The 25,036-nt window shown below is 53.6% G+C and carries 21 protein-coding genes and 1 tRNA gene; 1 reads left to right on the top strand and 21 read right to left on the bottom strand.

Translation table 11 applies throughout. The features are described 5' to 3' along the window. Window positions 1-318 precede the first annotated feature (318 nt). The 17 genes from IEW12_RS17600 to IEW12_RS17520 all read right to left on the bottom strand — a co-directional run bounded on the left by IEW12_RS17600 (window position 319) and on the right by IEW12_RS17520 (window position 21,292). Window positions 319-1,149, bottom strand: coding sequence for a restriction endonuclease subunit S (locus IEW12_RS17600; RefSeq protein ID WP_188567369.1), 831 nt, complete (start codon window positions 1,147-1,149; stop codon window positions 319-321). Next, the gene (locus IEW12_RS17595) at window positions 1,146-2,993 is read right to left on the bottom strand and encodes a type I restriction-modification system subunit M (RefSeq protein WP_188567368.1); all 1,848 of its coding nucleotides are present in this window, start codon (window positions 2,991-2,993) and stop codon (window positions 1,146-1,148) included. Before IEW12_RS17595 ends, IEW12_RS17600 begins: the two co-directional genes overlap by 4 nt. A 209-nt stretch (window positions 2,994-3,202) precedes the next feature. Then, entirely contained in the window at window positions 3,203-3,400 is a 198-nt protein-coding gene (locus IEW12_RS17590) for an antitoxin VbhA family protein (protein WP_188567367.1), read from the bottom strand. Between the two features lie 3 nt (window positions 3,401-3,403). After that, window positions 3,404-4,429 carry a tyrosine-type recombinase/integrase gene (locus IEW12_RS17585; protein WP_188567366.1) on the bottom strand — a complete coding sequence of 342 codons (1,026 nt, stop codon included), beginning with the start codon at window positions 4,427-4,429 and terminating at the stop codon, window positions 3,404-3,406. Window positions 4,430-4,587: 158 nt separating this feature from the next. Beyond that, window positions 4,588-4,665, bottom strand: a tRNA-Ile gene (locus IEW12_RS17580). Window positions 4,666-4,767: 102 nt separating this feature from the next. Next, window positions 4,768-7,476, bottom strand: coding sequence for an RNA polymerase sigma factor RpoD (gene rpoD, locus IEW12_RS17575; RefSeq protein ID WP_229751183.1), 2,709 nt, complete (start codon window positions 7,474-7,476; stop codon window positions 4,768-4,770). Window positions 7,477-8,127: 651 nt separating this feature from the next. Beyond that, window positions 8,128-9,927 carry a DNA primase gene (gene dnaG, locus IEW12_RS17570; RefSeq protein ID WP_188567365.1) on the bottom strand — a complete coding sequence of 600 codons (1,800 nt, stop codon included), beginning with the start codon at window positions 9,925-9,927 and terminating at the stop codon, window positions 8,128-8,130. Between the two features lie 76 nt (window positions 9,928-10,003). Further along, a complete protein-coding gene (locus IEW12_RS17565; protein WP_188567364.1) occupies window positions 10,004-10,450 on the bottom strand; it encodes a GatB/YqeY domain-containing protein in 447 nt (148 codons plus the stop codon). A 303-nt stretch (window positions 10,451-10,753) separates the two neighbouring features. Next, entirely contained in the window at window positions 10,754-10,966 is a 213-nt protein-coding gene (rpsU, locus tag IEW12_RS17560) for a 30S ribosomal protein S21 (protein ID WP_005877634.1), read from the bottom strand. Window positions 10,967-11,236: 270 nt separating this feature from the next. Beyond that, the gene (locus IEW12_RS17555) at window positions 11,237-12,439 is read right to left on the bottom strand and encodes a BaiN/RdsA family NAD(P)/FAD-dependent oxidoreductase (RefSeq protein ID WP_188567363.1); all 1,203 of its coding nucleotides are present in this window, start codon (window positions 12,437-12,439) and stop codon (window positions 11,237-11,239) included. Window positions 12,440-12,496: 57 nt separating this feature from the next. Continuing rightward, complete coding sequence (cobA, locus tag IEW12_RS17550) at window positions 12,497-13,279, bottom strand: uroporphyrinogen-III C-methyltransferase (RefSeq protein ID WP_188567362.1); 783 nt, start codon at window positions 13,277-13,279, stop codon at window positions 12,497-12,499. Window positions 13,280-13,460: 181 nt separating this feature from the next. Further along, the gene (locus IEW12_RS17545) at window positions 13,461-15,728 is read right to left on the bottom strand and encodes a TonB-dependent receptor (protein WP_188567361.1); all 2,268 of its coding nucleotides are present in this window, start codon (window positions 15,726-15,728) and stop codon (window positions 13,461-13,463) included. 283 nt (window positions 15,729-16,011) lie between these two features. Then, window positions 16,012-17,007: a DNA-binding protein YbiB gene (gene ybiB, locus IEW12_RS17540; protein ID WP_188567360.1), complete on the bottom strand. Its 996-nt coding sequence runs from the start codon at window positions 17,005-17,007 to the stop codon at window positions 16,012-16,014. A gap of 41 nt (window positions 17,008-17,048) precedes the next feature. Further along, window positions 17,049-17,882 carry an ABC transporter ATP-binding protein gene (locus IEW12_RS17535; protein ID WP_188567359.1) on the bottom strand — a complete coding sequence of 278 codons (834 nt, stop codon included), beginning with the start codon at window positions 17,880-17,882 and terminating at the stop codon, window positions 17,049-17,051. 68 nt (window positions 17,883-17,950) lie between these two features. Next, window positions 17,951-18,916, bottom strand: coding sequence for a nitrate ABC transporter permease (gene ntrB / locus IEW12_RS17530; RefSeq protein WP_188567569.1), 966 nt, complete (start codon window positions 18,914-18,916; stop codon window positions 17,951-17,953). 18 nt (window positions 18,917-18,934) lie between these two features. Continuing rightward, window positions 18,935-20,107 carry a CmpA/NrtA family ABC transporter substrate-binding protein gene (locus IEW12_RS17525; RefSeq protein WP_371874555.1) on the bottom strand — a complete coding sequence of 391 codons (1,173 nt, stop codon included), beginning with the start codon at window positions 20,105-20,107 and terminating at the stop codon, window positions 18,935-18,937. A gap of 483 nt (window positions 20,108-20,590) precedes the next feature. Beyond that, on the bottom strand, window positions 20,591-21,292 hold the full coding sequence (locus tag IEW12_RS17520; RefSeq protein WP_188567357.1) for an ANTAR domain-containing response regulator: 702 nt from the start codon (window positions 21,290-21,292) through the stop codon (window positions 20,591-20,593). A 141-nt stretch (window positions 21,293-21,433) separates the two neighbouring features. Between IEW12_RS17520 and tsaD the strand changes: the two genes are divergently transcribed. Then, entirely contained in the window at window positions 21,434-22,471 is a 1,038-nt protein-coding gene (gene tsaD / locus IEW12_RS17515) for a tRNA (adenosine(37)-N6)-threonylcarbamoyltransferase complex transferase subunit TsaD (protein WP_188567356.1), read from the top strand. 98 nt (window positions 22,472-22,569) lie between these two features. Here the strand turns inward: tsaD and IEW12_RS17510 are convergent, their stop codons facing one another. The 4 genes from IEW12_RS17510 to IEW12_RS17495 all read right to left on the bottom strand — a co-directional run bounded on the left by IEW12_RS17510 (window position 22,570) and on the right by IEW12_RS17495 (window position 24,976). Then, window positions 22,570-22,992 carry a cache domain-containing protein gene (locus IEW12_RS17510; protein ID WP_229751181.1) on the bottom strand — a complete coding sequence of 141 codons (423 nt, stop codon included), beginning with the start codon at window positions 22,990-22,992 and terminating at the stop codon, window positions 22,570-22,572. 125 nt (window positions 22,993-23,117) lie between these two features. Further along, the gene (gene plsY, locus IEW12_RS17505; RefSeq protein ID WP_188567354.1) at window positions 23,118-23,723 is read right to left on the bottom strand and encodes a glycerol-3-phosphate 1-O-acyltransferase PlsY; all 606 of its coding nucleotides are present in this window, start codon (window positions 23,721-23,723) and stop codon (window positions 23,118-23,120) included. A gap of 194 nt (window positions 23,724-23,917) precedes the next feature. Next, the gene (gene ybaK, locus IEW12_RS17500; RefSeq protein WP_188567568.1) at window positions 23,918-24,412 is read right to left on the bottom strand and encodes a Cys-tRNA(Pro) deacylase; all 495 of its coding nucleotides are present in this window, start codon (window positions 24,410-24,412) and stop codon (window positions 23,918-23,920) included. Window positions 24,413-24,508: 96 nt separating this feature from the next. Continuing rightward, window positions 24,509-24,976, bottom strand: a complete 468-nt coding sequence (locus IEW12_RS17495) for a GNAT family N-acetyltransferase (RefSeq protein WP_188567353.1) — start codon at window positions 24,974-24,976, stop codon at window positions 24,509-24,511. Between the last annotated feature and the right edge of the window lie 60 nt (window positions 24,977-25,036).

The raw sequence follows: 25,036 nt of genomic DNA, 5'->3' as shown, positions 1-25,036 counted from the left end.
AATAAGACACTCGAATCAAGTTTAATCAAGTTAGTGATCTACGACTCCAGCTTGTAAAAACCTACGTAACCATATAAATTCAGAAAACAAAAAGCCCGGCCGGCAAGGGCTAGGCTAAGTACTTGAGTTTATTCGTGCCGACTCTGCCGGTTTCCAGCTGGCCACCTGATGATTACAAGTTCTTTAATGTGAATTCTTAGGCACACAAGTGCTAATAAATCAAAAGATTAGTGTGAATACCTCAAGGGCTTATCCGCATGAGAGGGGCCGCGGGCGGCGGATCAACCGCTTTGCGGTTGGCCTGCCACCTCTTTGGAACTAGGAGCCCCCTAAATCTAAAGTTAGGTCCTCTCCGGTATTCTTGTCGGTTCGTAAGCTAGGCAGAGAACGAATTAGCGCCCCAATGGCGTCGATATCATAAGGCGTACTCTCTACTGAGGTGTTAGCGTCGTCTCCTTCAATAGGTGATATCTCAGCCGTACTACCTGTCAAGCTAGCTGTTATCGTCTCCAAGGTCCGGCCCCAAACGCCATTGGCCCGGCGAATATCTCCTTCACGAGCTCGGAGTGCATTCACTACCAAGCTGGCGATTCGGTCCTGCTCCTCCGGCGACGGAACCGGAATTAACGTTTTCGCCACATCCTCATCCAGGATGGCAGGATAGCTTGAGCCAGTGCTCCATTTACGAAACTGTTCCAGCGTACTTGGCAAGCGCAACGCATATTGCAAATAAAACGGATTTACACCATTTCTAGGCCTAATAATGGAAAAACCGGTCGAAGCTACCTCGTTGTGCAAATTGACAGGCACAACAGCTATTGCCCCGCGTGTGGGCCTGCACGTCGATATCAGGAGATCAAATGCACGGACAACCTTACGAGCGCGAGATGGCGCTTCTGATCCTTCAACGTCTTGCTGATTGACAACTGCTCCGACTGAAATATCCACACTTGAAATATCGATGTACTGGAATGTTTCATCCGGGGCACGTCCGGGGTCCCGCTTATCTTTAACTATTGAGGCAACCTCATCAACGCGTTTAAGCAAAGATGCAGGAAATTTCTTAATCCCCTCAGCTGGCAAGTGAAAATCAATGTCCCACCGACCAGCTTTTTGAAGCTCGTGGCGAACTTTAGTTAATGTTTTCATGCCCAGGTTACCTCGCGGTGAAATGCGTCAACGGCTGCCGCAATTTCGGAGCCGCCTTTTGCACGCCCAGTTGCGTCGTATCCCAAATTCTCAACTTCACAAAGGAATGTTTTATCATTTATGTGTGATTTTGCTCCCGGCGGCAACTTTTGCAAAATACACAAGCAGGTCTTTACCATTGCGCCAAACGGAGTAAATGCCTCTTCTGGGAAGAAGAAGATACCTTTGACATATACCACTGTCTCAAGCCACTTTCTTACGAACAATGCACTCTTCCCTTTCATAAGGTGTTCTGGTAATACAATTGCTAACCGTCCCCCGGGTTTTAGAAATTGAATGCTTCTCTCTAGACCGAGTATTTCTAAGGGGAGAGACTTCTTTTTATGGCCAAGCACAAAGCGTCCCATCATTTCCATTGTTTCTTGGCGCATAATACTGCCGAAAGGCGGATTTGTGACAATTACATCAAATAACGAAGGGTCTTCCTGGCCGTCGTCCCGAAGCGCAATGATGTCCGGATAATTATCGAAACTTAATAGAGCGTCTTGATTTCGTATATTAGTATGTCCGTCATCGTGAAGCATCATGTCGGTCATAGCAATTCGAACCATCCGGTCCGATTTCTCAATTCCATGCAAATGGAAGAACTTAAATTCGTGCAAATCATGTGGAGTTAACATTGCTCCTTGCTTATCCAAAACGTATTGGAGCGATTTGGTTAAGAAATGCGCCGAACCACAAAATGGATCAAGGATTAATTCGCTTGCCTTAGGTTGAATTGCATTAACTGCGAGCTCAACAATCGGGTCAGGTGTAAAGTATTGACCCATGCCAGCACGGATAGCAGGCCCCAGAACTTTTTGAAATGCGCGTCCCTTAATATCGGCTTTAGTATCAATAAGGGAAAAATCTTGGAGCCTCTCGGCTACTCGATACAGCGCAGCATCCGATAAGCGAATTTGAGTCTTAAATACACCCCTTGAGCGCTCATAGCCTGGAATGCGTTTTGAATAAACTTCGATATCAGCGTTTCTAGCTTCTTCGTATATTACCCTGATGTTCGACGCGACCTCTGAGGCATTACTTGCTCCATAAGTTTGGAACCTGAATGCCGTGCCTTCCGGCTGTTTGGTCGTACTCCGTTCGTCATAAATTTTGGTGTAAATAACTTTGCATATCTCGTCCAGTGCTTCATCGGCGTGCAGTCCATCTACATCGCGGGCAACGCTATGGCAATCAAACAATACACGTTCGTAATCGTTATCAAGCAATCTGAGGCCTGTGCTTCGGCTTGTATCACCTTTAGGAATTTCTCGTACGAGCTGAACTTTGGCACGAACCTCCAATCCATAAGACGGGAGGTCAGCAATATAGTCAAAATCGTTGGGGTCGATTTTCTTTCGAAGCGTTTTGACCCTATCACCATCAGTTACTAATCCGATCGTTGCAGTATGAGTAGCTGCTAAGTAAGTTTCAAGTTGGCGCTCGGCCTCCTTAAATTCATCGTCAGATGCGCCCCGTTTTTTAACTTCTATATATAAAAATGTTCGTCGATTCCCATTTTTGATAGAGATATCTGCCTGCTTTTCGGTCGAGCCCATCTTAACGGACTCTTCAATAATAATTCGCTCGCCAATCCATTCTGGCGGATAGCTATAAACGTCTAGAAGCTGCTTTAGCGCCCACTGACGTACAAACTCCTCAATCTGCCATTCAGCCCCTTCATGGCTACCCTTAGCGTCATACCATTCTTGTGCACGCCGTTTGCCATCAATCACATCACCGTGATTGGGAAATAGCCACTGGTCCGGGGGAATTAAGTTAAATGAGCCGATTGTTGCCATGTGAGCATCCTAGAAATAAGTTAGGGGCGCGACGCGCCCCCTTGCTACCCATGAGTATATCAGGGACTCGCACTACACCGGGCGTGTAGTTTTTGGCTTCTCGCCGCAGGGTGGGAGGTGCGTTGGCAGTGCGGCCACCGTACCCCGAGATGCTCCTGCCCAAGCAGGAGTAGCCGGACCTATGGGGACCGAACTGCGGAAGGTACGCCTCAATCTTTGGCGCAAAGACCTTGCATAGCCTCTATATGCTGCTGAAGATCGATCTCACCGTTTATGTATTGACGATTAATTTTTTGTGCTTCGGCGGGCAATACAAAGCCCTCGAGTCTTAAACTCCCTTCGGCTGCCATTATGGAATCTGCTCGCTTTCTCATCTCGACCACAGTTATCTTATTTTCTGCATCCATATATCACCCCAACTTAACAAGTAATGACTCTGGTTTTAAGTGCGTGTATCTCTTCAGCATTTGCATGCTTTTATGACCAGTGATACTGGCTACTTCCATAGGATGCATCCCCTTTTCAAATAGACGCGACGCCGCCTCGTGTCGTAAATCGTGCCATCGAAGATCTGGTATATCCAAACTCTTCATTGCAAGCTTCCAAATACACATCGCGGCGTTCGGAGTTGTGTCCAGGACGAGGCCTTTCACATTTTCGGATAACGTGCCATTGACGTCCTTGGGGTGCAAAGCGAGTAGCACACTTACAGCTTTCTTCGATATTGGAAGGATTTGGGGCACCCCTTTATTGCCGGGCGATTTGACGTCAAACGGAAATTTAATCATTTGAGATTCAAGATTAATCCATTCCCATTTTAGTCCGAATAATGTAGATTTTCTAAGGCTGGTTTCAATGGCCAGATCAAATGCATGAACAACATAACGGTTGCCACTCGATGATAATCTGGAATATATCTGTTCGTATTCGCCTTCAACTAATCGACGATCACGGGCGCGGCTTCCGCTGGGTTTTCGAATATTATCTAGCGGGTTAGGCAGACCTTCCATTCCCCATTCTTTACGCGCGGTCTCAAAAATATGATTAATTAATTGAAGTTCGAGACGAATGGTATTTTCAGCCCTCCCCTGTTCTCGCCTGGCATCTCGATACCGCGCGAAATCAGCTCCCTTTAATTTAGCCAACGTTCTATGGCAAAGATCATTTCTCAACCACCTATCCACTCGGCCAACTTCTTGCATAGGATGGCGTTTGGTCGGCACGATTTCCCGTTTATAACGTTCGAGAGCCTCGCGCAAAGTTGTGCGTTCTGCCTCGGTACGATCAATATAAAGGCCTGAGTCCATCTCCGATTCAATTCGTCGTGCCCATTGTTGGGCTTGTTTTTGCGTGTCGAACGTTCGATAAGTAGGCTTATGACCTTTACGGCGAATTTCAGCTCTCCAGTATTCCCCGCGTTGTTTAATGTATGCCATTCCAAGTTTCTCCAATCAATTAAAAATTGCTTGGTCTGGATTGTTTCATTCCGGCAGTTTTCCGGCAAAGGCCAGTTTTTGAACAAAAGAGGGAGGCGCGCAAACGAAAAAAGCCTCTGCGTTTTATCGCAAAGGCTTGATTCAATTACATAAAATTCTGGTGGGCCTCCCGTGAGTCGAACACGGTACCAACGGATTATGAGTCCGCTGCTCTAACCAACATGAGCTAGAGGCCCTTTCTACTGCAAACACTTATCGGGCCTGACCACGTACTGCACAATCGTATTCAAAACCACATCAATAAGAGCCGGAAAAAATCCGACTCTTATTGTATAACATTAATTACCTTCTAGGAAGCTTTTCAGCTTGTCTGAACGTGAAGGGTGACGCAGCTTACGCAAGGCCTTGGCTTCTATCTGACGGATACGCTCACGGGTAACGTCAAACTGTTTGCCCACTTCTTCCAGCGTGTGGTCGGTGGACATTTCCACGCCGAAACGCATGCGCAAGACTTTCGCCTCGCGCGGTGTCAGGGAATCCAGCACGTCCTTGACCACGTTGCGCATCGATGCGTGCAAAGCTGCATCGGCTGGCGCCAGCGTGTGATTGTCTTCGATGAAGTCGCCCAGGTGGGAATCATCATCGTCGCCAATCGGCGTTTCCATGGAGATCGGTTCTTTGGCGATCTTCATGATCTTGCGGATTTTGTCTTCCGGCATTTCCATCTTGATCGCCAGGGTTGCCGGATCCGGCTCTACACCGGTTTCCTGCAGGATCTGACGCGAGATGCGGTTCATCTTGTTGATGGTTTCTATCATGTGCACAGGGATACGGATCGTACGCGCCTGGTCAGCGATAGAACGTGTAATCGCCTGGCGTATCCACCATGTTGCATAAGTAGAGAACTTGTAGCCGCGGCGGTATTCAAACTTGTCCACTGCCTTCATCAAACCGATATTGCCTTCCTGGATCAGATCCAGGAATTGCAGGCCGCGGTTGGTGTATTTCTTCGCGATGGAAATGACCAGACGCAAGTTGGCCTCGGTCATTTCACGCTTGGCTTTGCGGGCCTTCATTTCACCGGCAGACATCTTCTTGTTGATACCGCGCAGATCAGGCAAAGGCAATACAACGCGCGCTTGCAGGTCGATCAGTTTTTGCTGCAACTGCTGCACCGCAGGGATGTTACGGCCCAGGATGGCGCTGTAAGAATGGCCGCCATTGACTTCGCCGTCTACCCAGTTCAGGTTGGTTTCATTGCCTGGGAATACCTTGATGAAGTGGGCGCGCGGCATGCCGCAACGATTGACCACGACTTCGAGTATTTGTTTTTCCACGTGGCGCACTTCATCCACCTGGCCGCGCAGCGTGTCGCACAGTTTCTCAACGACTTTTGCAGTAAAGCGTATGCCCAGCAGTTCTGCAGAGATGGCTTCCTGTGCCTTGACGTAGGCTTTGGAGTTGTAGCCTTCTTTTTCAAAGGCTTTGCGCATCTTGTCGAAGTTGGACGAGATGATTTCAAACTTGGCCAGCGAATCACGCTTCAACTGTTCCAGTTGTTCATTGGAGAAACCGGCTGCACCTGCGGCGCTGCCTTCGTCTTCTTCCTCTTCTGCTTCGTCTTCTTCTTCGTCTTCTTCGTCATCTTCATCGGCGGCAGCGACCACCGGCAAAGGTGCAACGACGTCTTCGGCGTTAGGGTCTACCAGGCCGTCAACGATTTCATCGATCTTGATTTCATCACTGGAGATCTTGTCTGCAGCGGCCAGGATCTCGGCGATCGTGGTCGGGCAGGCGGAGATCGCCTGTATCATGTCTTTCAGGCCTTCTTCGATTTTCTTGGCGATGACGATTTCGCCTTCGCGCGTCAGCAGCTCTACGGAACCCATCTCACGCATGTACATGCGGACAGGATCGGTGGTGCGGCCGAAATCGGAATCCACGGTGGACAGTGCAGCTTCAGCAGCGGCTTCCACTTCATCATCATCGCTGGTGACGGTAACGACGTTATCGGACAGCAGCAGTGTCTCTGCATCCGGCGCTTGCTCGTATACCGCAACGCCCATGTCGTTGAAGGTGCCGATGATGCCTTCGATCGCTTCAGGATCGACGACGTTTTCAGGCAAGTGATCGTTGATCTCGGCAAAGGTCAGGTAGCCGCGATCCTTACCCAGCTTGATCAGGGTTTTCAGTTTCTGACGGCGGCGTTCCAGTTCTTCTTCCGTCGCTTCCGGATCGGAAGAGAATGCGTCCTTCAGCAATGCCTTTTCCTTGGCCTTGCGGTCCTTGGCTTTGGCTTTGTCGATCGCCTTCATTTCTGCGCGTTCAACCGCGTTCAGTGCAGCGATTTCCTCGTTTTCAGGCTGGTACTCTTTCGGTTTACGGCCACGGCGACCAGGCACTTTCACGCCAGGCAGAACATAGCCGGACGTGTCGATAGCTGCCAGAACTGCGGCATCGGTGGTCTGGCTGACGGCAGGCGCAGAGCCTGTTTTAATTTCCTGCACTTCAGGAGCTTTGTCAGCCTTTGCTGAATTCTTGGTTGGCTTAATCACTGTCTTTGAATCGGTTTTGTTAATTGTCACAGAAGCTTTCAATGGTGCAGTTTTTGGCTTGTCCGCTTTTTTGCTTATGCTCGAAGTATCTGTCGCGCCGGCTTCATCGGCCCTGCTGGTTTTCTTCGCTGCCGGCTTCGCATCCTTGCCTGTCGCTGCCTTGCTAGTCGCCTTGGCGACTATTTTCGGTTCATCTTTTAAAACACTATTCGTCTTCGTCTTAGGCGCTGTTTTGCTTGCCGATACTGCCGCCTTCTCTACACCCTTCTTCACCACTTTAGGCGCTTTGACATCTTTCGCAACCTCTTTTTTCTGAGGTGCAGGCTTCAATTTGCTGGCCGGCTTTGCAACCGGTTTAGCTGTTTGCCTGGCCGTTGCCATTGCCTTGGCTGCCGGTTTTGCGGCAGGTTTAGGGGCAGCCGCTTTAGCGACTACTTTGCCATTGGTTTTCTTTGTTGCTGGGGTTGTTAGAGTTTTTGCGGGTTTCTTCATTGCGCTAGCCATTGAATCAAACCAACCGGTACTACGACCACCTTCAGAAAGCTGAAAGCAAAAACAACAATGCACTGCCGCCAGACCAAACCGCTCTGCAGTGCATAGCAATTATGTTTCTAACTTCTTTTAGCCTAAGTACCGGAGTTATCGGGTTACTCGGAGGAGCACGAATGCTCGCCTAAACAACAAATTCGGCACAAACGTCAAGCGATCGGCAACATTGATTGCAACCGACCATCAGTTTTGTGAAGAACGAAACAACCTAAGACCTTGAATCGAAAGCCTTTAATTATAACATGAGACCGGACTTTCCTCCAGCCCCACCCCTGGCTACTACCTTGAAGACACGGCATCGGAGCTTAAAACACCTATTTCCACACCTGTTTCAGCACAGCTAAATTGCAGCTGTGCAAGCATCCATATCTGCCCGCGAGTTGCCTACGCAGTTGCTTACTTTATCAGCAGGAACAGGACCTATCTGGTCATAAAACGAGAAATCTCAAGTGCCTGCAATATGTGCACAAACCAGGCAGACCGCGACGAAGTGCTTCTTAAATTTATATAATATATTAATGAAATGCAAGGAAACTTGAGCACATTTTTGCAAATTTCACATCATTGTCATTATTAATAAAGACATAAGCCGGGCTATACCTGGCGCACTGCCGCTTCTGCTTCCGCCTGCTTACGTAGCTGATCTTGCAACTGCATTACCTCACGGTAACGAATGATATCGGCTTCTTCTCGCAGGCCGGTCGCGGCCAGTCTTTGCATTTCTGCATTCAGCACCTGTTTGCGGATCTGGCGTATGGCGCCGGTCAGCTCCAGCCTGACCACGTCCAGCTCGGTCTCGGTCTGCTCTGCGATCTCGGCGATCAGCGCATCATAGTCAGAACCGGTTGCGCGCAAATTTTCTGCCAGAGCCGCAAAATTGGCCTGCTCCCCCATGCCATAGGCAATGGTGGCGAGCTGCGTCAACATCTCTGCGCCATCCGGCGCCAGCAATGCCGCATCAGCCAATACAGAGGCATTCATCATGGAGGCCAGTACCGGATGCGCGACCAGGATGCGCATGATCTGCCGCTCTAGCCCCACCGGTGCGCTACGCTTGGATTTCGGCGGTGCCACCCGGGCACGAGCGACAGGCTGCGCCAGTTCAAACAATGCCTCGATCTCGGCGGGCGTGGTTTGCGTCATATTCGCCAGGCTGCGCACCATCTGCAGGCGCAGGCCGGAAGGCGGCATCTGCTGCAACAGCGGCTTGGCATCAAACTGCGCCTTGGCCCTGCCCTCGGCTGTGCCAAGATCATTATCCGCCGCCACTTCCTTCAGGAAAAACTGCGACAAGGGCATGGCATCCTGCACCTGCTGCTCGAAGGCCTCGGTACCCAGCTCGCGGATATAGCTATCCGGATCATGCTCGGTGGGCAGGAACAGGAACTTGATGATCTTGTCGTCATTTGCATGCGGCAGGCAGGCATCCAGCGCGCGGCGCGCGGCGCGGCGGCCGGCGCTATCGCCGTCAAAGCTGAAGATCACATGATCGGTCTGCCGCAGCAGCTTTTGCACATGCGTCGGCGTGCAGGCAGTGCCCAGCGTTGCCACGGCCTGCGGGAAGCCCATTTGCGCCAGCGCCACCACATCCATATAGCCTTCGGTCACCAGCACATAGCCGGCGTCACGGATCGCCTGGCGCGCTTCAAACAGGCCATATAACTCATAGCCTTTCTGAAACAGCGGCGTCTCCGGCGAGTTCAGGTATTTAGGCTCGCCCTGGTCCAGTATGCGGCCACCGAAACCAATCACCTGCCCCTTGGTATTACGGATCGGGAACATGATGCGGTCGCGGAAACGGTCATAGCGCTTGCGGTTGGAGCCTTCTTCGTCACTGCGGTCTATCAGGAGGCCGGCCTCCACCAGCTCGGGCGCGGCATAATCCGGAAACACCGCGCGCAAGCCGTCCCAGCCGTCAGGGGCATAGCCGAGTGCAAATTTGGCGGCAATCTCGCCGGTCAGGCCGCGCTTCTTCAGATAGGCAATCGCCGTGGATGCGCCGCGCAAATGATGGCGGTAGTGCTCGCTAGCCTTGGTCATGACCTCGCTCAGGGCCAGGCTCTTGGCCTGCACCTCGGCGCGCTGCGCAGGCAGCAGCTTGTCTTCCTCCGGCACGATCATGCCGTTGTTCAGCGCCAGATCCTTTACTGCATCGACAAAGCTCATGCCCGAATATTCCATCAGGAAGCCGATGGACGTGCCATGCGCTCCGCAGCCGAAGCAGTGATAAAACTGCTTGGTGGGACTGACAGTAAAACTGGGAGATTTTTCGTTATGGAAGGGGCACAAACCCATGTAGTTTGCGCCGCCCTTCTTGAGCTGGACGTACTTGCCCACCACGTCGACAATATCAACGCGGGCCAGCAGATCCTGGATAAAACTTTGCGGTATCACGGGTAATAAACCAAGGCTAGGCTAAGCGGTGCGGACACAATCCCGCATGACACGCCCAGCTTAGCAGCTATCGTTATTAGTGCGTCAGTGCAGCTTTGACCAAGCCGGAAACGGCGGTCATATCGGCACGGCCGGCCAGTTTTGGCTTCAATATTGCCATGACCTTGCCCATGTCCTGCGGACCGGCAGCGCCGGAAGCAGCAACAGCCGCAGTCACTTCCGCCTGCAGTTCTGCGTCGGACAAACCTGCAGGCATGTAGGCGGACAGAATAGCCAGTTCAGCTTTTTCCTTGTCAGCCAAGTCTTGACGGCCACCGGCTTCAAACTGGGTGATGGAATCTTTGCGCTGCTTGATCATTTTTTCTATGATCGCCAGCACCATGGTGTCGGTCAGCTCTACGCGCTCATCTACTTCTTTTTGCTTCATTGCAGCAGTCAGCAAACGGATGGTGCCCAGCTTTTCCGCTTCTTTTGCACGCATTGCAGACTTCATGTCTTCGGTGATCTGGTCTTTTAGGCTCATGGGATACTCTGACTAGTAAATTGAACGGAAAAGGTGCTTTGATTACCAAACGCGTTAGAAAGCGCGGCAATCAAGGTGGGCCTCACAACAAATCTCAGAAGCTGTTGCAAAATTAGGCTGGCTAGGCGCAACGACGAAGCAGGGGGACGCCGAGTCTGCGAGTAGCACCGAGGAGCAACAACGCCAGCGTAGTTTTGCAGCGGCTTCTTAGAAATGACAAAGCCCGCTGCGCTGTACGGAGCGGGCATGCTAGCCTGGATACTACCAAGTTGAACGGCACTGCAAGGCAGCGCCAGTTCAGGATTAGTACATCTTTTTAGGCAATTGCTGACTACGAATGCGTTTGTAGTGACGCTTTACTGCGGCAGCCAGCTTGCGCTTGCGCTCTGCAGTTGGCTTTTCGTAAAACTCGCGTGCGCGCAATTCGGTCAACAGACCGGTCTTTTCGATGGTGCGCTTGAAGCGACGCATAGCGACTTCGAACGGCTCGTTTTCTTTAAGGCGAATTGTGGTCATGTAAGTTCGAACCAATGAAAAATTTAAGGGAAGACCGAGATAATAGCAGAAATTTTGGGACTTTGTAAGGCCCGTGATTATTTTTTATGCAGAAAGCGAATTACTTGCCCAGGTGTTAAGTAAACCTACTGCCTTAACACGCAAGATAAAAAGCACGTGCCTTAGGAGGATTCGATATTCAGGGGAAAAGCCTAGCCCAAGCCCGACTTTCCCCCTGCAAATGCACTGGCAGCATAGGGTGCAGCGATTTTACAACAAGGCGATAGCCGCCTATAGTGCCTGCCCTGCCGCCATACCCGAGGCCCAGGCCCACTGGAAGTTAAATCCGCCCAGCCAGCCCGTGACATCGACCGCCTCGCCGATAAAATACAGCCCAGGCACACTATTGGCCATCATGGTCTGCTGCGACAGGGCACGGGTATCAACGCCGCCACGCGTCACTTCAGCCTTGCGGTAGCCTTCAGAGCCATTCGGCACCAGCACCCATCGGTTCAGGTTTTCGCCCAACTGGCGCAGGCGCTTGTCCTGCATATCGGCCACGCGGGCATCCGGAGCAAAGCCATTTGCCTGCAGCAAGCCATCTACCAGCCTTGCCGGTAAATGCTGGGACAAGTGATTGGAAAGATTTTTCTTGATCGTGCTCTTGCCCTCGATCAATTCTTGCGCAACATCGATCTCCGGCAGCAAATTGACGCGTATCGCTTGCCCCGGCTGCCAGAAGCTGGATATCTGCAATACCGCAGGGCCGGACAAGCCGCGGTGCGTAAACAGCAAATCCTCGCGGAATTGCGCCTTGTTCTTCTTTTCGCCGGTTTCTATATCCACTTCCAGAGAAATGCCGGACAGCGGCACAAAAGGCTCCCAGGCAGCAGCATCAAAGGTCAGCGGCACCAGCGCGGGGCGAGGCTCTATCAGCTTCAGGTCAAACTGTTTGGCAATACGATAAGAAAAATCCGTTGCCCCTATTTTGGGGATGGACAGGCCGCCGGTGGCAATCACCACACTGCCGGCATGTATCTCTCCATCTCCAGTGCTGATGACAAAACCTTCGCCGTCTGCGGCGCGCTGCACATCCTCTACCTTGCAGGGCATGCGCCAAGCAACCTTGCCGGCCTCGCACTCTGCCTTGAGCATATTGATAATCTCTTCCGCGCTGTTATCGCAGAATAACTGTCCCTTGTGCTTTTCATGGAAAGCGATCTTGTAGCGTTTGACCAGACTCAGGAAGTCTTGCGGCGTATAGCGCGACAAAGCGCTTTTGCAGAAGTGCGGATTATCGGACAGGAAGTTGTTCGGACCCGCATGCAGATTGGTGAAATTACAACGGCCGCCACCGGAAATCCGGATCTTTTCCGCCAGCTTGCCAGCATGGTCTATCAATACCACGCTTTTACCGCGTTGCCCTGCGACGGAAGCGCACATCATTCCGGCTGCGCCTGCGCCGATTACTGCAACGTCGAATTTTTTGCTCATGGCTGTCACTGTCCTGCATCTATATGAAATCAGGCGTGATTGTAGCCGATTAGGTCCTCAGCCCTGCGTGAAATGGCGTGACTCCAGCGCACCGGACTGCTGATCGGTATATGCCTGGTCTGCGCAACGCACCACATCGCCGATGACGATCACGCTGGGGCTGCCCAGGCCGGAGGCGGCAATATCGGAAGCCATGCAGCCCAATACCGTGATTAGCTGGGCCTGTGCAGAACGGCTTGCGGACTGCACCACCGCAACCGGCGTCGTTGCTGCCAGGCCGCCTGCCAGCAAGGCTTGCTGGATAGAGTCGCAGTGCGCCACGCCCATGTAAATCACCAGCGTCATGCCGGTTTTGGCCAGCAAGGCCCAGTCAGGCTTGGTATCCTCACTCTTGCCGTGGCCGGTAACGAAGATAGCGCCCTGCGACCAGTCCCTGTGCGTCAGCGGAATACCCAGCGAAGCCGGTGCCGCCAGGCCACTGCTGATGCCATTGATCACATCGACCTCTATCCCCTGCTCCAGCAAATGCTGGCGTTCTTCGCCGCCACGGCCGAAGATGAAGGGATCGCCGCCTTTCAGGCGCACCACGCAATGCCCTGCCAGCGCCTCTGCCGCCATCAGTTTTTCGATAAATGCCTGCGGTGTGGAGCGGCAGCCGCCGCGCTTGCCCACCTGCACGATCCTGGCGTCAGGCCGTGCATGCTGCAGCACTTCCGGATTGACCAGATCATCGACCAGAATCACATCCGCTTGCGCAATCGCCTTGACGGCCTTCAATGTCAGCAACTCCGGATCGCCCGGACCCGCGCCTACCAGCAATACCTTGCCTGCCTGATGCATATCAACCTCCCATGGTTCTTTGCAGACAGGCATGCAATTCACGTTCCATCTCAAAATGGCAATCTTGCGGGGTATCCGGTGTAATCATGCACTGCGCCGGTGCATGATCACATAGGAGCCCGCATCAATAAAAAAAGCCGGGAATATCCCGGCTTTTTTGGTTATGGCAGTTCTGACAGGATCAGAATGCGGCCTTGAATTGCACACCCCAGATACGCGGCTCATTGACGAAGCCGGTCAGATTGTTGAAGTCGATACCGCCGACTACGCGAACCTGGTTGGTGATGTTGCGGCCATACGCAGCGATTTCATACTTGTCGTTGTTCCACTTGTAACCTGCGCGCACGCCGCCTTCGGTCAAAGGCTTGCCTGTGTATTCAACAGAGTCGTACAGGAAGAAGTTGATCTTGCTGCGGTAGGCCCAGTCGGTAAAGATGAAGTATTCACCCTGCGCGGTAGGGATGCTGTAGCGGGCAGTGAAGTTACCGACCCACTTAGGCGATTGCGGCAGTGAATTACCATCGATCAGGTAAGTGCCGGCTGCTGTCTTTGGGTCCAGCACGGTACAGCCGCTGCCGCAGGCAGCGATTGCCAGGTTCTTGTCCTTGATCTCGGTCTTGTTGTAGCTGCCGCCGACTGTGAACATCAGGTTAGGCGTTACACGGGCTTCAAATTCCAGCTCTGCACCACGGCCTTCAGTCTTGTCTGCATTTACCAGGCGGTTGAAGTTGGCTTGTCCGCCGACTGCCGTCAACTGCTGGTCTTTTACCGTGTAATTGAAGACGCTGAAGCTGACGCGTGCGCGCTTGGCAAACAGATCGGACTTGATGCCGGCTTCATACGAAGTCACTTTTTCGGAATTGGCTACCGAGATCGAATCGCCGAACAACAAACGGCCCTGCACGCTAGGTGCGCGGAAACCGGTCGCTACGCGTGTATAGACATTGGTGTCTTTGTTCAGCGCATAGTCCGCGCTGAAATCCCAGCTTGTATTGGTAGCACGCGGATTTGCATACAGAACTGCGGATGCGCCTGCGCCTACCGGGGACTGGGTACGCTGTGCGGAGAAGTCTTTCTTGTCATCGGTGTAGCGTACACCGCCGCGCAGTTTCAATGCATCAGTAACAGAGTAGTTGACTGTAGCGAACGCAGCCCAGGCCTTGTTCTTTTGCTTTTGCCATGCATAGCCGTCTTGCGCGCCGCCGGCCAGCGTGTTGTAGTCGAAACTATCGATGGAGATATCTTCATCGAAGTAGTACAGGCCGCCTATCCAGTTCAAAGGACCTTTGTACTTGGACTCTACACGGAATTCCTGAGTGAACTGCTTATGGTCAGGCAAGCCGTCTGCGGATTCTGCCGTGAACGGGATAAAGCCAGGACCGGAAGGTTGTGCGAACGATGCGCCGTAGCCGCCATCGACGTCGCCGCGGCTATAGGTTTTTACTGTTTCGTAACCGGTGATGGAGTGCAGCGTGAAATCTTCCAGTTCCCAGCGCAGGCGCAGGCTGCCGCCGGAATTTTTCAGGTTCTGGCCGTTTGCACCGTCAGTAGCAATCTGGTCGTTGTGGAAATTCGGCACCAGGTCGTTGGTGCCCTTCTGGATGATATTGGCGCGGAACAGGCGCGCGGAGCCATCCATGTCGCGGCCATGCAGATTGATCAGCGCGCTGAAATCCGCACTCGGCTTGTACAGGAACTGCACACGGGCTGCCGTATCGCGGTAGCCTTCAAAATTCTTGGTAGGGCCGTTGAAAGTATTGTGCACCCAGTCGTCACGGTGCTGCGATTGCATGGACACGCGCATTGCCCAGTCTTCATTGATCGGTGCATTGACAGCGCCTTCCACGTTCACCGTGCTATAGGTGCCATAGGAGACATTGGCATAGCCTTCCAGCGTGCGGCCAGGCTTGACCGAGTCAAACTTGACGACACCGGCTGGGGAATTGCGGCCGAACAAAGTACCTTGAGGTCCGCGCAATACTTCAACGCGCTCCAGGTCAAATACCGGGAAACCTTTCAGGATAGGATTTTCCTGCACAACGTCGTCATACACCAGGGATACAGGCTGCGATGCGTTCAGATCGAAATCGGTATTGCCCAGGCCGCGGATGTAGAAACGCGGAAAAGCACGGCCATAGGAAGATTCAATATTCAGGCTGGGCACGCGCGCCGCCAGGAAGCGGATATCCTGGCCGCCGGAATTGTAGGTGTCCAGCGTATCGCCCTTCAACACGGAAATCGATACCGGTACTTCCCTCAGGTTTTCGGCACGGCGCTGCGCAGTAACGATCACTTCCTGCAATTGGCTCTGGTCTGCCTTGGCTTCTGGCGCAACTTCCTGCGCGAACGACGAAGCCATAGGGAAGGCGCTGGCCAGGGCCAGACTCAGCAGGCTGCGGCGGGCAATAGCGTGGCGCGCGGCGAAAGCCGCAAGGGATTTTTGGTGCATGAGGGGCGCTCCTTGATTAAAAACGAATCGCGCCTATTCACACGAGGGATAGAGACGGCATCCCTTAAGCTTGTGACTTTGAGCAAACAGGCGGCATTCTTGCAGAAATTGCATTTACAAATCTTTACGTCAGAAAGATTTTGCAATAATTAAGGCGCGCATTTTACACAACTATCACCGAATATACATATTCATTATTTGAATATGGTGATATTCATAGCGTGTTTGGTGGTATTTACAACGTGCAATAATATAAATTATTTTCATAATTGCACTAAAAACCCTAACCCCCCTTCTCGCGCTCCAGCAGCATCTTCGCCACCAACACGCAGTGCTCCACCTGTTCCGCAATACTGGCCGGAACCGGGATTTCTCCCCGCAACACGGCCTGTATCCAGGCAGCAGTCACTGCCGCGTCTTTTTCGTCCGGTGAGTCGGGCAGATCGCCGAGTATGGTCTGGTGCGTATGGACCAGCGTCGTGCACTGCCCCTGGTGAAACCAGTCTATCTGCTGCGCCCGGCCGGTGTTGGCGACGGTTTCCCCTTCTGTGCCGCGCATCAGGAAAGCATCTCCCCTGGCATGCGGGGAGACCTCGCTGAAGTAATGCTGCAACATCGTCGCGTATTCGGGATGGGTATAGGAAGTCAGCCTGAGGGCCGCCTGCTTGAACGGCTGCAATATCTTGACCAGCGTATGCGTGGAATTGCGCACGCCAAGGATGCGGCGCATGGCCAGCAAACGCGTCATCGCGGGAGAGAGCACGTCTATCGCGATAAAAGCCGGCAGGCCGGCAGCCATCTGCGCTTTGGCCTCGGAAACGGACTGTGCTAGCGGATGCTGCAGCGCTTCGAATATTTCCGCCGTCGCTACCCTGCCCGCATCACGCAATACGCCGTGCACCAGCACCGGCACGCCACGTCGCGCCAGCAGCAGCGCCAGCAGCGGGGTCAGGTTCGCTTTTTTGCGCGCGCCGTTATAGGTGGGAATGACGACAGGTGCATAGCGGCTGTTGGCCGGCGCCGTCAATTGCTGCATCTGGTTTTCGGCCGCCGCCATGAAGCCGGCAATCTCATCCGTGGATTCGCCCTTGATGCGCATTGCCAGCAGGATGCCGCCCATTTCCAGATCGGAGACGCGGCCTTCCAGCATTGCGGAATACAGCAATTGCGCGTCTTCGCGCGACATGCTGCGCGCGCCATTCTTGCCGCGCCCGATTTCCTTGATGAAACGCGCGGCCTGCAGAGGCTCAGCGGTTTTTTTGATATCTGTATTTTCCATGGCGATAGCTTACACCGAAGCAGCGCCAGGATGTGGCATCCTCATGCAGCAGCGGGATGCGATTGCCGGTGATACAGAAACTCCAGCACCGAGGTCCGGTATTCGGAATACAGAGGATTTTGCGCCAGCTCCACCCTGTCGCGCGGACGCTCCAGCCTTACTTGCAATATCTCGCCTATAGTCGCCGCCGGACCATTGGTCATCATCACGATGCGGTCGGACAGCAGCACCGCCTCATCCACATCATGCGTGACCATCACGACTGTCGAATTGGTCTTGGCGACGATCTTCAGCAACTCATCCTGCAAATGGGCGCGGGTCAGCGCATCCAGCGCGCCAAAGGGCTCGTCCATCAGCAAAACCTTAGGTTCTATCGACAACGCCCTTGCGATACCCACCCTTTGCTTCATGCCACCGGAAATCTCGTTCGGACGCTTGTTTTCAGCATGCGTCAACCCCACCAGCGCAAGCGCTGCCATGGCGCGCCGCTTCAGCTTGGTGCTGTTCTCTGTTTTGCCAAAGACACGCTCCACCGCCAGGTACACATTTTCATAACAGGTCAGCCACGGCAGCAGAGAGTGGTTCTGGAACACCACGCCACGATCCGGCGAAGGGCCGGCGATTTCCCGGTGCGCGCACAGCAACGCTCCGGAGGTGGCCTTGGTCAGGCCCGCGATCAGGTTCAGTAGCGTCGATTTGCCGCAGCCGGAGTGTCCAATCAGGGTCACGAATTCCCCCTTGCGCACCGTCAGGTTGATATCGCGCAGCGCATGGAAGCTGCCCTTGCGTGTATGGAAAACCATTTCCGCCTGGCGGATATCGATGTATTTGGCATCTGCCTTGGCATCCGCCGATTTGCTGTCCACGTTTTCCATGATGCTTTTCCCAATGAGATAGATTCCACAGCAGGGCAATCGGCACTTGGCGCCGATTGCATCAGCTTTTAATTGCCAGCGTCTTCGTAAGTGAATGCCTTGGCCAGCGACACCAGGATTTGCTCCAGTATCAGCCCGACCATCCCTATCACGACAATCGCAATGATGATGTGCGGCACATTCAGGTTATTCCATTCATCCCATACCCAGAAGCCTATGCCTACGCCGCCGGTGAGCATCTCAGCCGCAACGATCACCAGCCACGCGGTGCCTATCGCCAGCCGCACGCCAGTCAACATATAGGGCAGCACGGATGGAAACAGAATCTTGGTTACGATCTTCCATTCCGACAGGTTCAGCACCCGCGCCACATTCATATAATCCTGCGGCACGCGTTGCACGCCGATTGCCGTATTGATGATCATCGGCCAGATGGAACAGATAAAGATGGACCAGATCGCTGCCGGGTTGGCCGACTTGAACACCAGCAGGCCGATAGGCAGCCAGGCCAGCGGCGACACCGGTTTCAACAAGCTGATGATGGGGTTGAACATGCCGGATAAAAATTTGAAACGGCCGATCAAAAAGCCCAAGGGTATGCCGACCACGGCCGCCAGGCCGAAGCCGACCGCAACCCTTTTCAGAGATGCGTAGATGTTCCAGCCTATGCCCTGGTCATTCGGACCCTTTTGGTAAAAGGGATCGGAAAAAACTTTGATCGCCTCTTCCAGCGTCGTCATCGGCGACGGAAAGGCCGTATTTTTGTAGGCAATGATTTCCCACACCAGCACCAGGAAGGCCACACCCAGCAAAGGCGGCAGCACTGCGAGCAGGAAGGGGCGCAGCCGGGATTGTGCTTTGGCTGCATCGGATCCCGGCGCGGGCCTGGCCTCCGCGACGGCCAGCGGCTTGTCTTCGCCAATTGCAGTTTCGGCAGCAGCTTCGGTAGTAGTTCCAGCAACATCCTGCGCTTCCGGCTTGTGGCTCCCGGTAGCCGCCCCCAGGCCGGGATCACGGATCACTCCGTGGATCATCGTATTCATGTTGCCTCCCTAAGCCCTGATTTTGAATGACGCCGCGTACGCCGCCGGATTCTTACCATCCCATACCGTGCCGTCCATCAGCTTGCTGGTGCGCATGGCATCCTTAGGCACACTGACTTTGACCATGGCAGCGGCATCTTTGTAGATGTCGATGCGATTGACCGCTTTGGCGACGGCCAGGTAATCGGGATCTGCCTTCAGCAAACCCCAGCGCTTGTGCTGGGTCAGGAACCACATGCCGTCCGACAAATAAGGGAAATTGACGGCGCCATCGTTAAAGAACTTCATGTAGTTAGGATCGTCCCAGGTCTTGCCCAAGCCATTCTGATAGCGTCCCAGGATGCGCTGGTTGATGACATCGACCGAGGTATTCACATAGGATTTATCGGCAATGGTTTCCGCCATCTTGGTCTTGTTGGACAGCGATGCATCGATCCAGCGACCGGCTTCCAGCACCGCAGCAGTAAGCGCGCGTGCAGTGTTTGGATATTTCTGCACAAACTCGGCGGTCGTGCCCAATACCTTCTCCGGATGATCCTTCCAGATATCCTGCGTGGTTGCCGCGGTAATGCCTATGCCGTCGGCGATGGCCCTGTGGTTCCACGGCTCGCCCACGCAGAAACCATCCATATTCCCAACCCGCATATTCGCCACCATCTGCGGCGGCGGCACCGTAATGACTTTGGCCTCCTTCATAGGATCGATGCCATTGGCAGCCAGCCAGTAATACAGCCACATTGCGTGGGTGCCGGTAGGGAAAGTCTGCGCAAAGGTATATTCGCGCTTGTCGGTCCTCATCAGCTTGGCCAGGCCGGGGCCATCTATCGCGCCCTTGTCGGCGAGTTTTTTAGAGAGCGTGATCGCCTGGCCATTGTTATTCAGCGTCATCAGCAAGGCCATGTCCTTCTTGGTACCGCTGACGCCCAGTTGCACGCCATACAGCAGGCCGTACAGCACGTGCGCCGCATCCAGTTCGCCATTGACCAGCTTGTCGCGCACGCTGGCCCAGGAAGACTCCTTGCTGGGCACGATCTTGATGCCGTACTTTTTATCGAATCCCAGTACCGAGGCCATCACGACGGAAGCGCAATCCGTCAGCGGGATGAAACCCACTTTGACTTCTTCTTTTTCAGGCTTGTCGGAACCCGCTGCCCATACACCGCCGGTTGCCAGCCCCATCATGCCTGCCCCAGCAACGAGACCGGCACTTTGTATGAGAGTGCGGCGCTTGATGTTAATTTGATCTTCATTACCGCTCACGCTTTCTTGGTCAGGACGGGATCCATTGTTCAACATATCTGCACTCCGGGGAATTTCGCATCAAGCCGTAATGACGGTGTGATGAAAACAAATCAGCAAATAAAAAAGGCACCTCGCCACATTGACAGTATCAATATGGAAAGACGCCTTTGTCTGAAGTGAACCGACCGCCGTTAGCCGCATTCACGAAGGCGCCATCGTTGGCACCTGTTACTTGCTGAGCAATTGCTGTGCCAGCAGCAATTGACCGCTTATTCCTTGGAGAACTTGCACTTCACACTTTAGAAAATAGGTAATTTAGTAATACCGTGCTTGCACACCGCCCTGAAATGCTGCACATTTTTTGCGCAGCGCACCATTTCATGTCATCAAAACAGCGCAATAGCAACACTCATCCACGCGACTTCAGCCCAGCAGGTCCGCCACATCCAGTATCCGCTGCGCGATTTCCACCAGCTTCAGGTTCTTTTCCATCGCCAGCTTGCGCAGCTTCTGGTAGGCGTCGTTCTCCGAGATGCGATGCCGCTCCATCAGCAGGCCCTTGGCCTTTTCTATGGTCTTACGCTCTGCCAGCTTGGCCTTGGTATCGGATAATTCGGCGCGCAGTTTCTGCTCTGCGCTGAACCTGGCCATCGCCACATCCAGCACAGGCTTGACCCTCTCAGGCTGTAAACCCGCTACCACATAGGCCGATACGCCGGCCTCCATGGCTGCTGCCATGCAGGAGGTATCGCCATCTTCGGTAAACAGGGCGATCGGGCGCGGCGCATCGCGGGTCGCAATCACGACGTGTTCCAGCACATCACGCGCATCGGATTCTGCATCGATGATGATCAGGTCGGGCTGCAACTGCGTCAGCCTTTCCGGCAGATAGAAGTCGCCAGGCAGGGAAGCAATGATGTTGTAACCTGCTTGCAGCAGGCCTATGCGCAGTACGCGCGAACGCTCCAGTTGGGCGTGCAGGTGCTCGTCCTGTTCGGTTTCTTCCAGGACAACGGTGTTGACGACCACAATACGTAAACCCTGTAAGCCATGCAAGCCGTCCTCGCTATGCTGGCCATCCGGCTTACTGCTGAGGCTGGATTTGGCTGGGGGCTTTTGGCTCATTGATAACTCATTAAATGGGCTTCAGCGAATAATTGATCGATTGAGAATATAATCTCGGTTAACAACCAGTAAGCAAGAATCGCACCCATCAAATCGGAGCGTATTGTCTTTTTGCTTCAATTTGATGAAAACGGTATAGCAATGATAGTTTTAGGCGTTGAATCCTCCTGCGACGAAACCGGCCTCGCCCTGTATGACACAGAGGGCGGCCTGCTTGCGCACGCGCTGCACTCGCAGATCGCCATGCATCAGGAGTACGGCGGCGTGGTGCCTGAGCTGGCGTCGCGCGATCACATACGCCGCGCCATCCCCTTGCTACAGCAAGTACTGGAACAGGCGAAACTGCCGCGCACCGGTATTGATGCCATCGCCTTTACCCAGGGACCTGGCCTGGCTGGCGCCTTGCTGGTGGGCGCCTCCGTCGCTTGCGGCCTGGGCATGGCGCTGAATAAACCGGTGCTGGGCATACACCACCTGGAAGGACATTTGCTGTCTCCTTTGTTGGCCAGCAAGCCGCCAGAGTTTCCATTCATCGCCTTGCTGGTCTCCGGCGGCCACACGCAACTAATGCGTGTCGACGGCGTGGGCCAGTACACGCTGCTGGGCGAAACTCTGGATGACGCTGCAGGCGAGGCATTTGATAAATCAGCCAAGCTGCTGGGCCTGTCCTATCCTGGCGGGCCGGCGATTTCTAGGCTGGCGGAATTCGGCGATCCGGCCGCCTATACATTCCCGCGCCCCATGCTGCACTCCAAGGATTTGAATTTCAGCTTCTCCGGCCTGAAGACTTCGGTACTGACTGTCGTCAAGCAAACTGCGGCCAACTCCGCCAATATCTGCGAGCAGGACAAGGCAAATATCGCGCGCGGCTTTGTCGATGCGATCGTTGATGTACTGGTGGCCAAGTGCGTTACTGCGATGAAGCAAAGCGGTCTGAAAAGGCTGGTGATCGCCGGCGGCGTAGGCGCCAATCAGCAGTTGCGTGCCGCCTTAAACGCAGCAGCAGCGAAGAAACGCTTCCAGGTGTTTTATCCGGAGCTGGAATTTTGTACCGATAACGGCGCCATGATTGCTTTTGCCGGAGCGATGCGCCTGAAGAAGAATCCTGCAGCTGCTACCTTCGACTATGCGTTCAACGTGCGCCCGCGCTGGCCGCTGCATGAGTTGCTCGCTGCATAAAGCACCGTGCCCCACATCAGAGGTAAATCAGAAGTAAAAAAGCCTGAAGTTTGCGCTGCAGGCTTTTTTGATTTAACGAGGCTGCTTATTTATAGACATTACTTATAGATTCCGCAACCGACGATCACGTTGCCATATCTTTCCACATACATGCTTTTCGGCTCTACTTTTCGGCTAAGCGGATTCAGAAATTTATAGTCCTGCCAGCCGCTGCCCTTTTTGATCGCAATCTCCAGGCGCTCCCTGATGAAGTACTTGCCGTCTTCATCTTTCAATCCTCTCATATCCTTGCCGACCATTTTGGGATTCAGGTGTCCCAGGTTTTTTCCGTTCAGGTCATAGACAACGACATACAGGTCACGGTCCACATAGAGGCCGTCGCGCTTGTTGATGTCGGCAATGGTCGCATCTACGCCATTTTTTTTCATCGCAGCTACGGCTTTTTGCACCATTGCTTTCGCCTCATCGGCCGTGCCTGCATCCGCAGAAAAAGCAGCCGCCGGGAATACTAATACAAACATCAGGCAGGCAAAGAGCCATAACCGAGGCCATGCAAATTTCCATCTTTGAAGCATAGAACCTCCTGGTGCCACGACCGCAATATCATTCTGCTTGATGCAGGCCCACGCCAGCTGTGCAGCCGGATTTATTTTTTCTTGCTACCGATGCGGCTTTCCTTGCCGGCGATCAGGTTCGCGATGTTCTGGCGATGACGGTATACCAGCAAGGCGCTCATCACGAATACAGCGAGCATCAGCACGTCCGGGCCGAACATAAAGCCATAGAACAAAGGCGCAAAGAAGGCGGCAATCAGCGCCGCCAGGGAGGAATAGCGGGTCGCATAGGCAATGATCAGCCAGGTCGCCAGCGTCGCCAGTCCCAGCCAGGGGTTCAGGCCCAGCAATACTCCCAGCGCTGTCGCTACGCCTTTGCCGCCAACGAACTTGAAGAATACAGGCCACAGATGGCCCAGGAATACCGCAACAGCAACCAGCGCCACGCCGGTGTCATCGATGCCAAACTGCTCGCCGAACCGGATCGCAAGCCAGACTGCCAGCCAGCCCTTGAAACCATCGCCCAGCAAAGTACAGATTGCCGCGGCCTTGTTACCGCTACGCAGTACATTTGTAGCACCGGGGTTCTTGGACCCATAGGTACGCGGATCAGCCAGGCCAAATCCATGGCTGACTACGACTGCAAATGAAATGGAGCCTATCAGATAGGCGATGACGACGGCCAGTATTGTGTACATTGCGCTCCCGAGCACTTTTTAATTTTTGTCAGAAGGCACCCTTATATATATCTATGTATAGATAGGACGCCAAGTGCGACAGTATAGGGGAAGCGCTGCATTTTTCAAATGCGGCTTTGTATGTGACTGTATATGTGACAGTTTATGTGGCTGCTTACATGGTCATATAAGCAGCCGTAGGCAAAGGAAAAGAATTACTCTTCCAGCGCACACTCTACCGGCTTGGCATGCAAAGCCGTACCAAGCACTGCGGGGTTAATGCCGATCAGGTAGCCGCGCCTACCGCCGTTGATATATATCTTATCCAGATCCAAGATACTTTTCTCCACATAGACCGGCATTGCCTTTTTGGTACCAAACGGAGAGGTTCCGCCTATCATGTAGCCGGAATGCCGCTGCGCCACATCCGGCTTGCACGGCTCTACCGATTTGCAGCCTATCTGGCGCGCCAGGTTCTTGGTCGATACTTTACGGTCACCATGCATCAACACGATCAGTGGCTTGGCCGCCTCATCCTGCATGACCAGGGTTTTAACGACATGATGTTCATCCACGCCAAGCTCGCGGGCAGAGACGGAGGTGCCTCCATGCTCTTCATAGTCGTAGGGATGATCGGAAAATATCACGCCTTGCTTGCGCAGGAACTGGGTCGCCTGCGTTTCGGAAACATGCTCTTTTTTAGCCACGATAATGTCTTGTCTTGTAATGCCTGATAAAAATGAAAGTATAGCCAAATTACGCGGCACCAGCCTGCCCTGGCCAGCCAGGCGCAAAAAGTAAAGCCATCATAACTTTGCCAGCATCAGCAAATACCCGCGTGCCACTTCCCGCTGCACGACGAAGCCGCACTTTTCATACAGGAGGCGCGCCTGGTTTTGCGGATGCACAGTCAGCGCCACCGCTGGAAAGCGTCCACGCAGCGATTCTAGTTGATGCATCATCAGCGCTGTTCCCCATCCCTTGCGCTGATATTCAGGGAACAGGGCAATGCCTAGCTGCGGCGTTTCCTCGTTGACGAAGCCCAATCCCGTCTGCAAGAGCCGCGACCAGCAGGCGCCCATCACAATCTCCCCATCAATAGCGACTACGCCGACATCGGTCGGCCGTCCCCAGCCTGCCGCATAAATAGCAACACCGGGAAGGTCCAGTACTTCACGCGGGCGCATAGGCGCAGGCGGTGGATCCCAAAGGGAGACATGCAAGATATCCCACAGCACTTGCTGATGCCGGCTTCCAAGACTAACCAATTTCATGGAAATACCTCGGCTAGAAAATTTCTAAAGGTGGCAGCACATCGGCAGCCTGGCTCAATC

It is taken from the genome of Parundibacterium terreum (assembly GCF_014636315.1).
Taxonomy (GTDB): domain Bacteria; phylum Pseudomonadota; class Gammaproteobacteria; order Burkholderiales; family Burkholderiaceae_D; genus Undibacterium; species Undibacterium terreum.
This window is presented reverse-complemented; position numbering and strand designations above follow the sequence as displayed.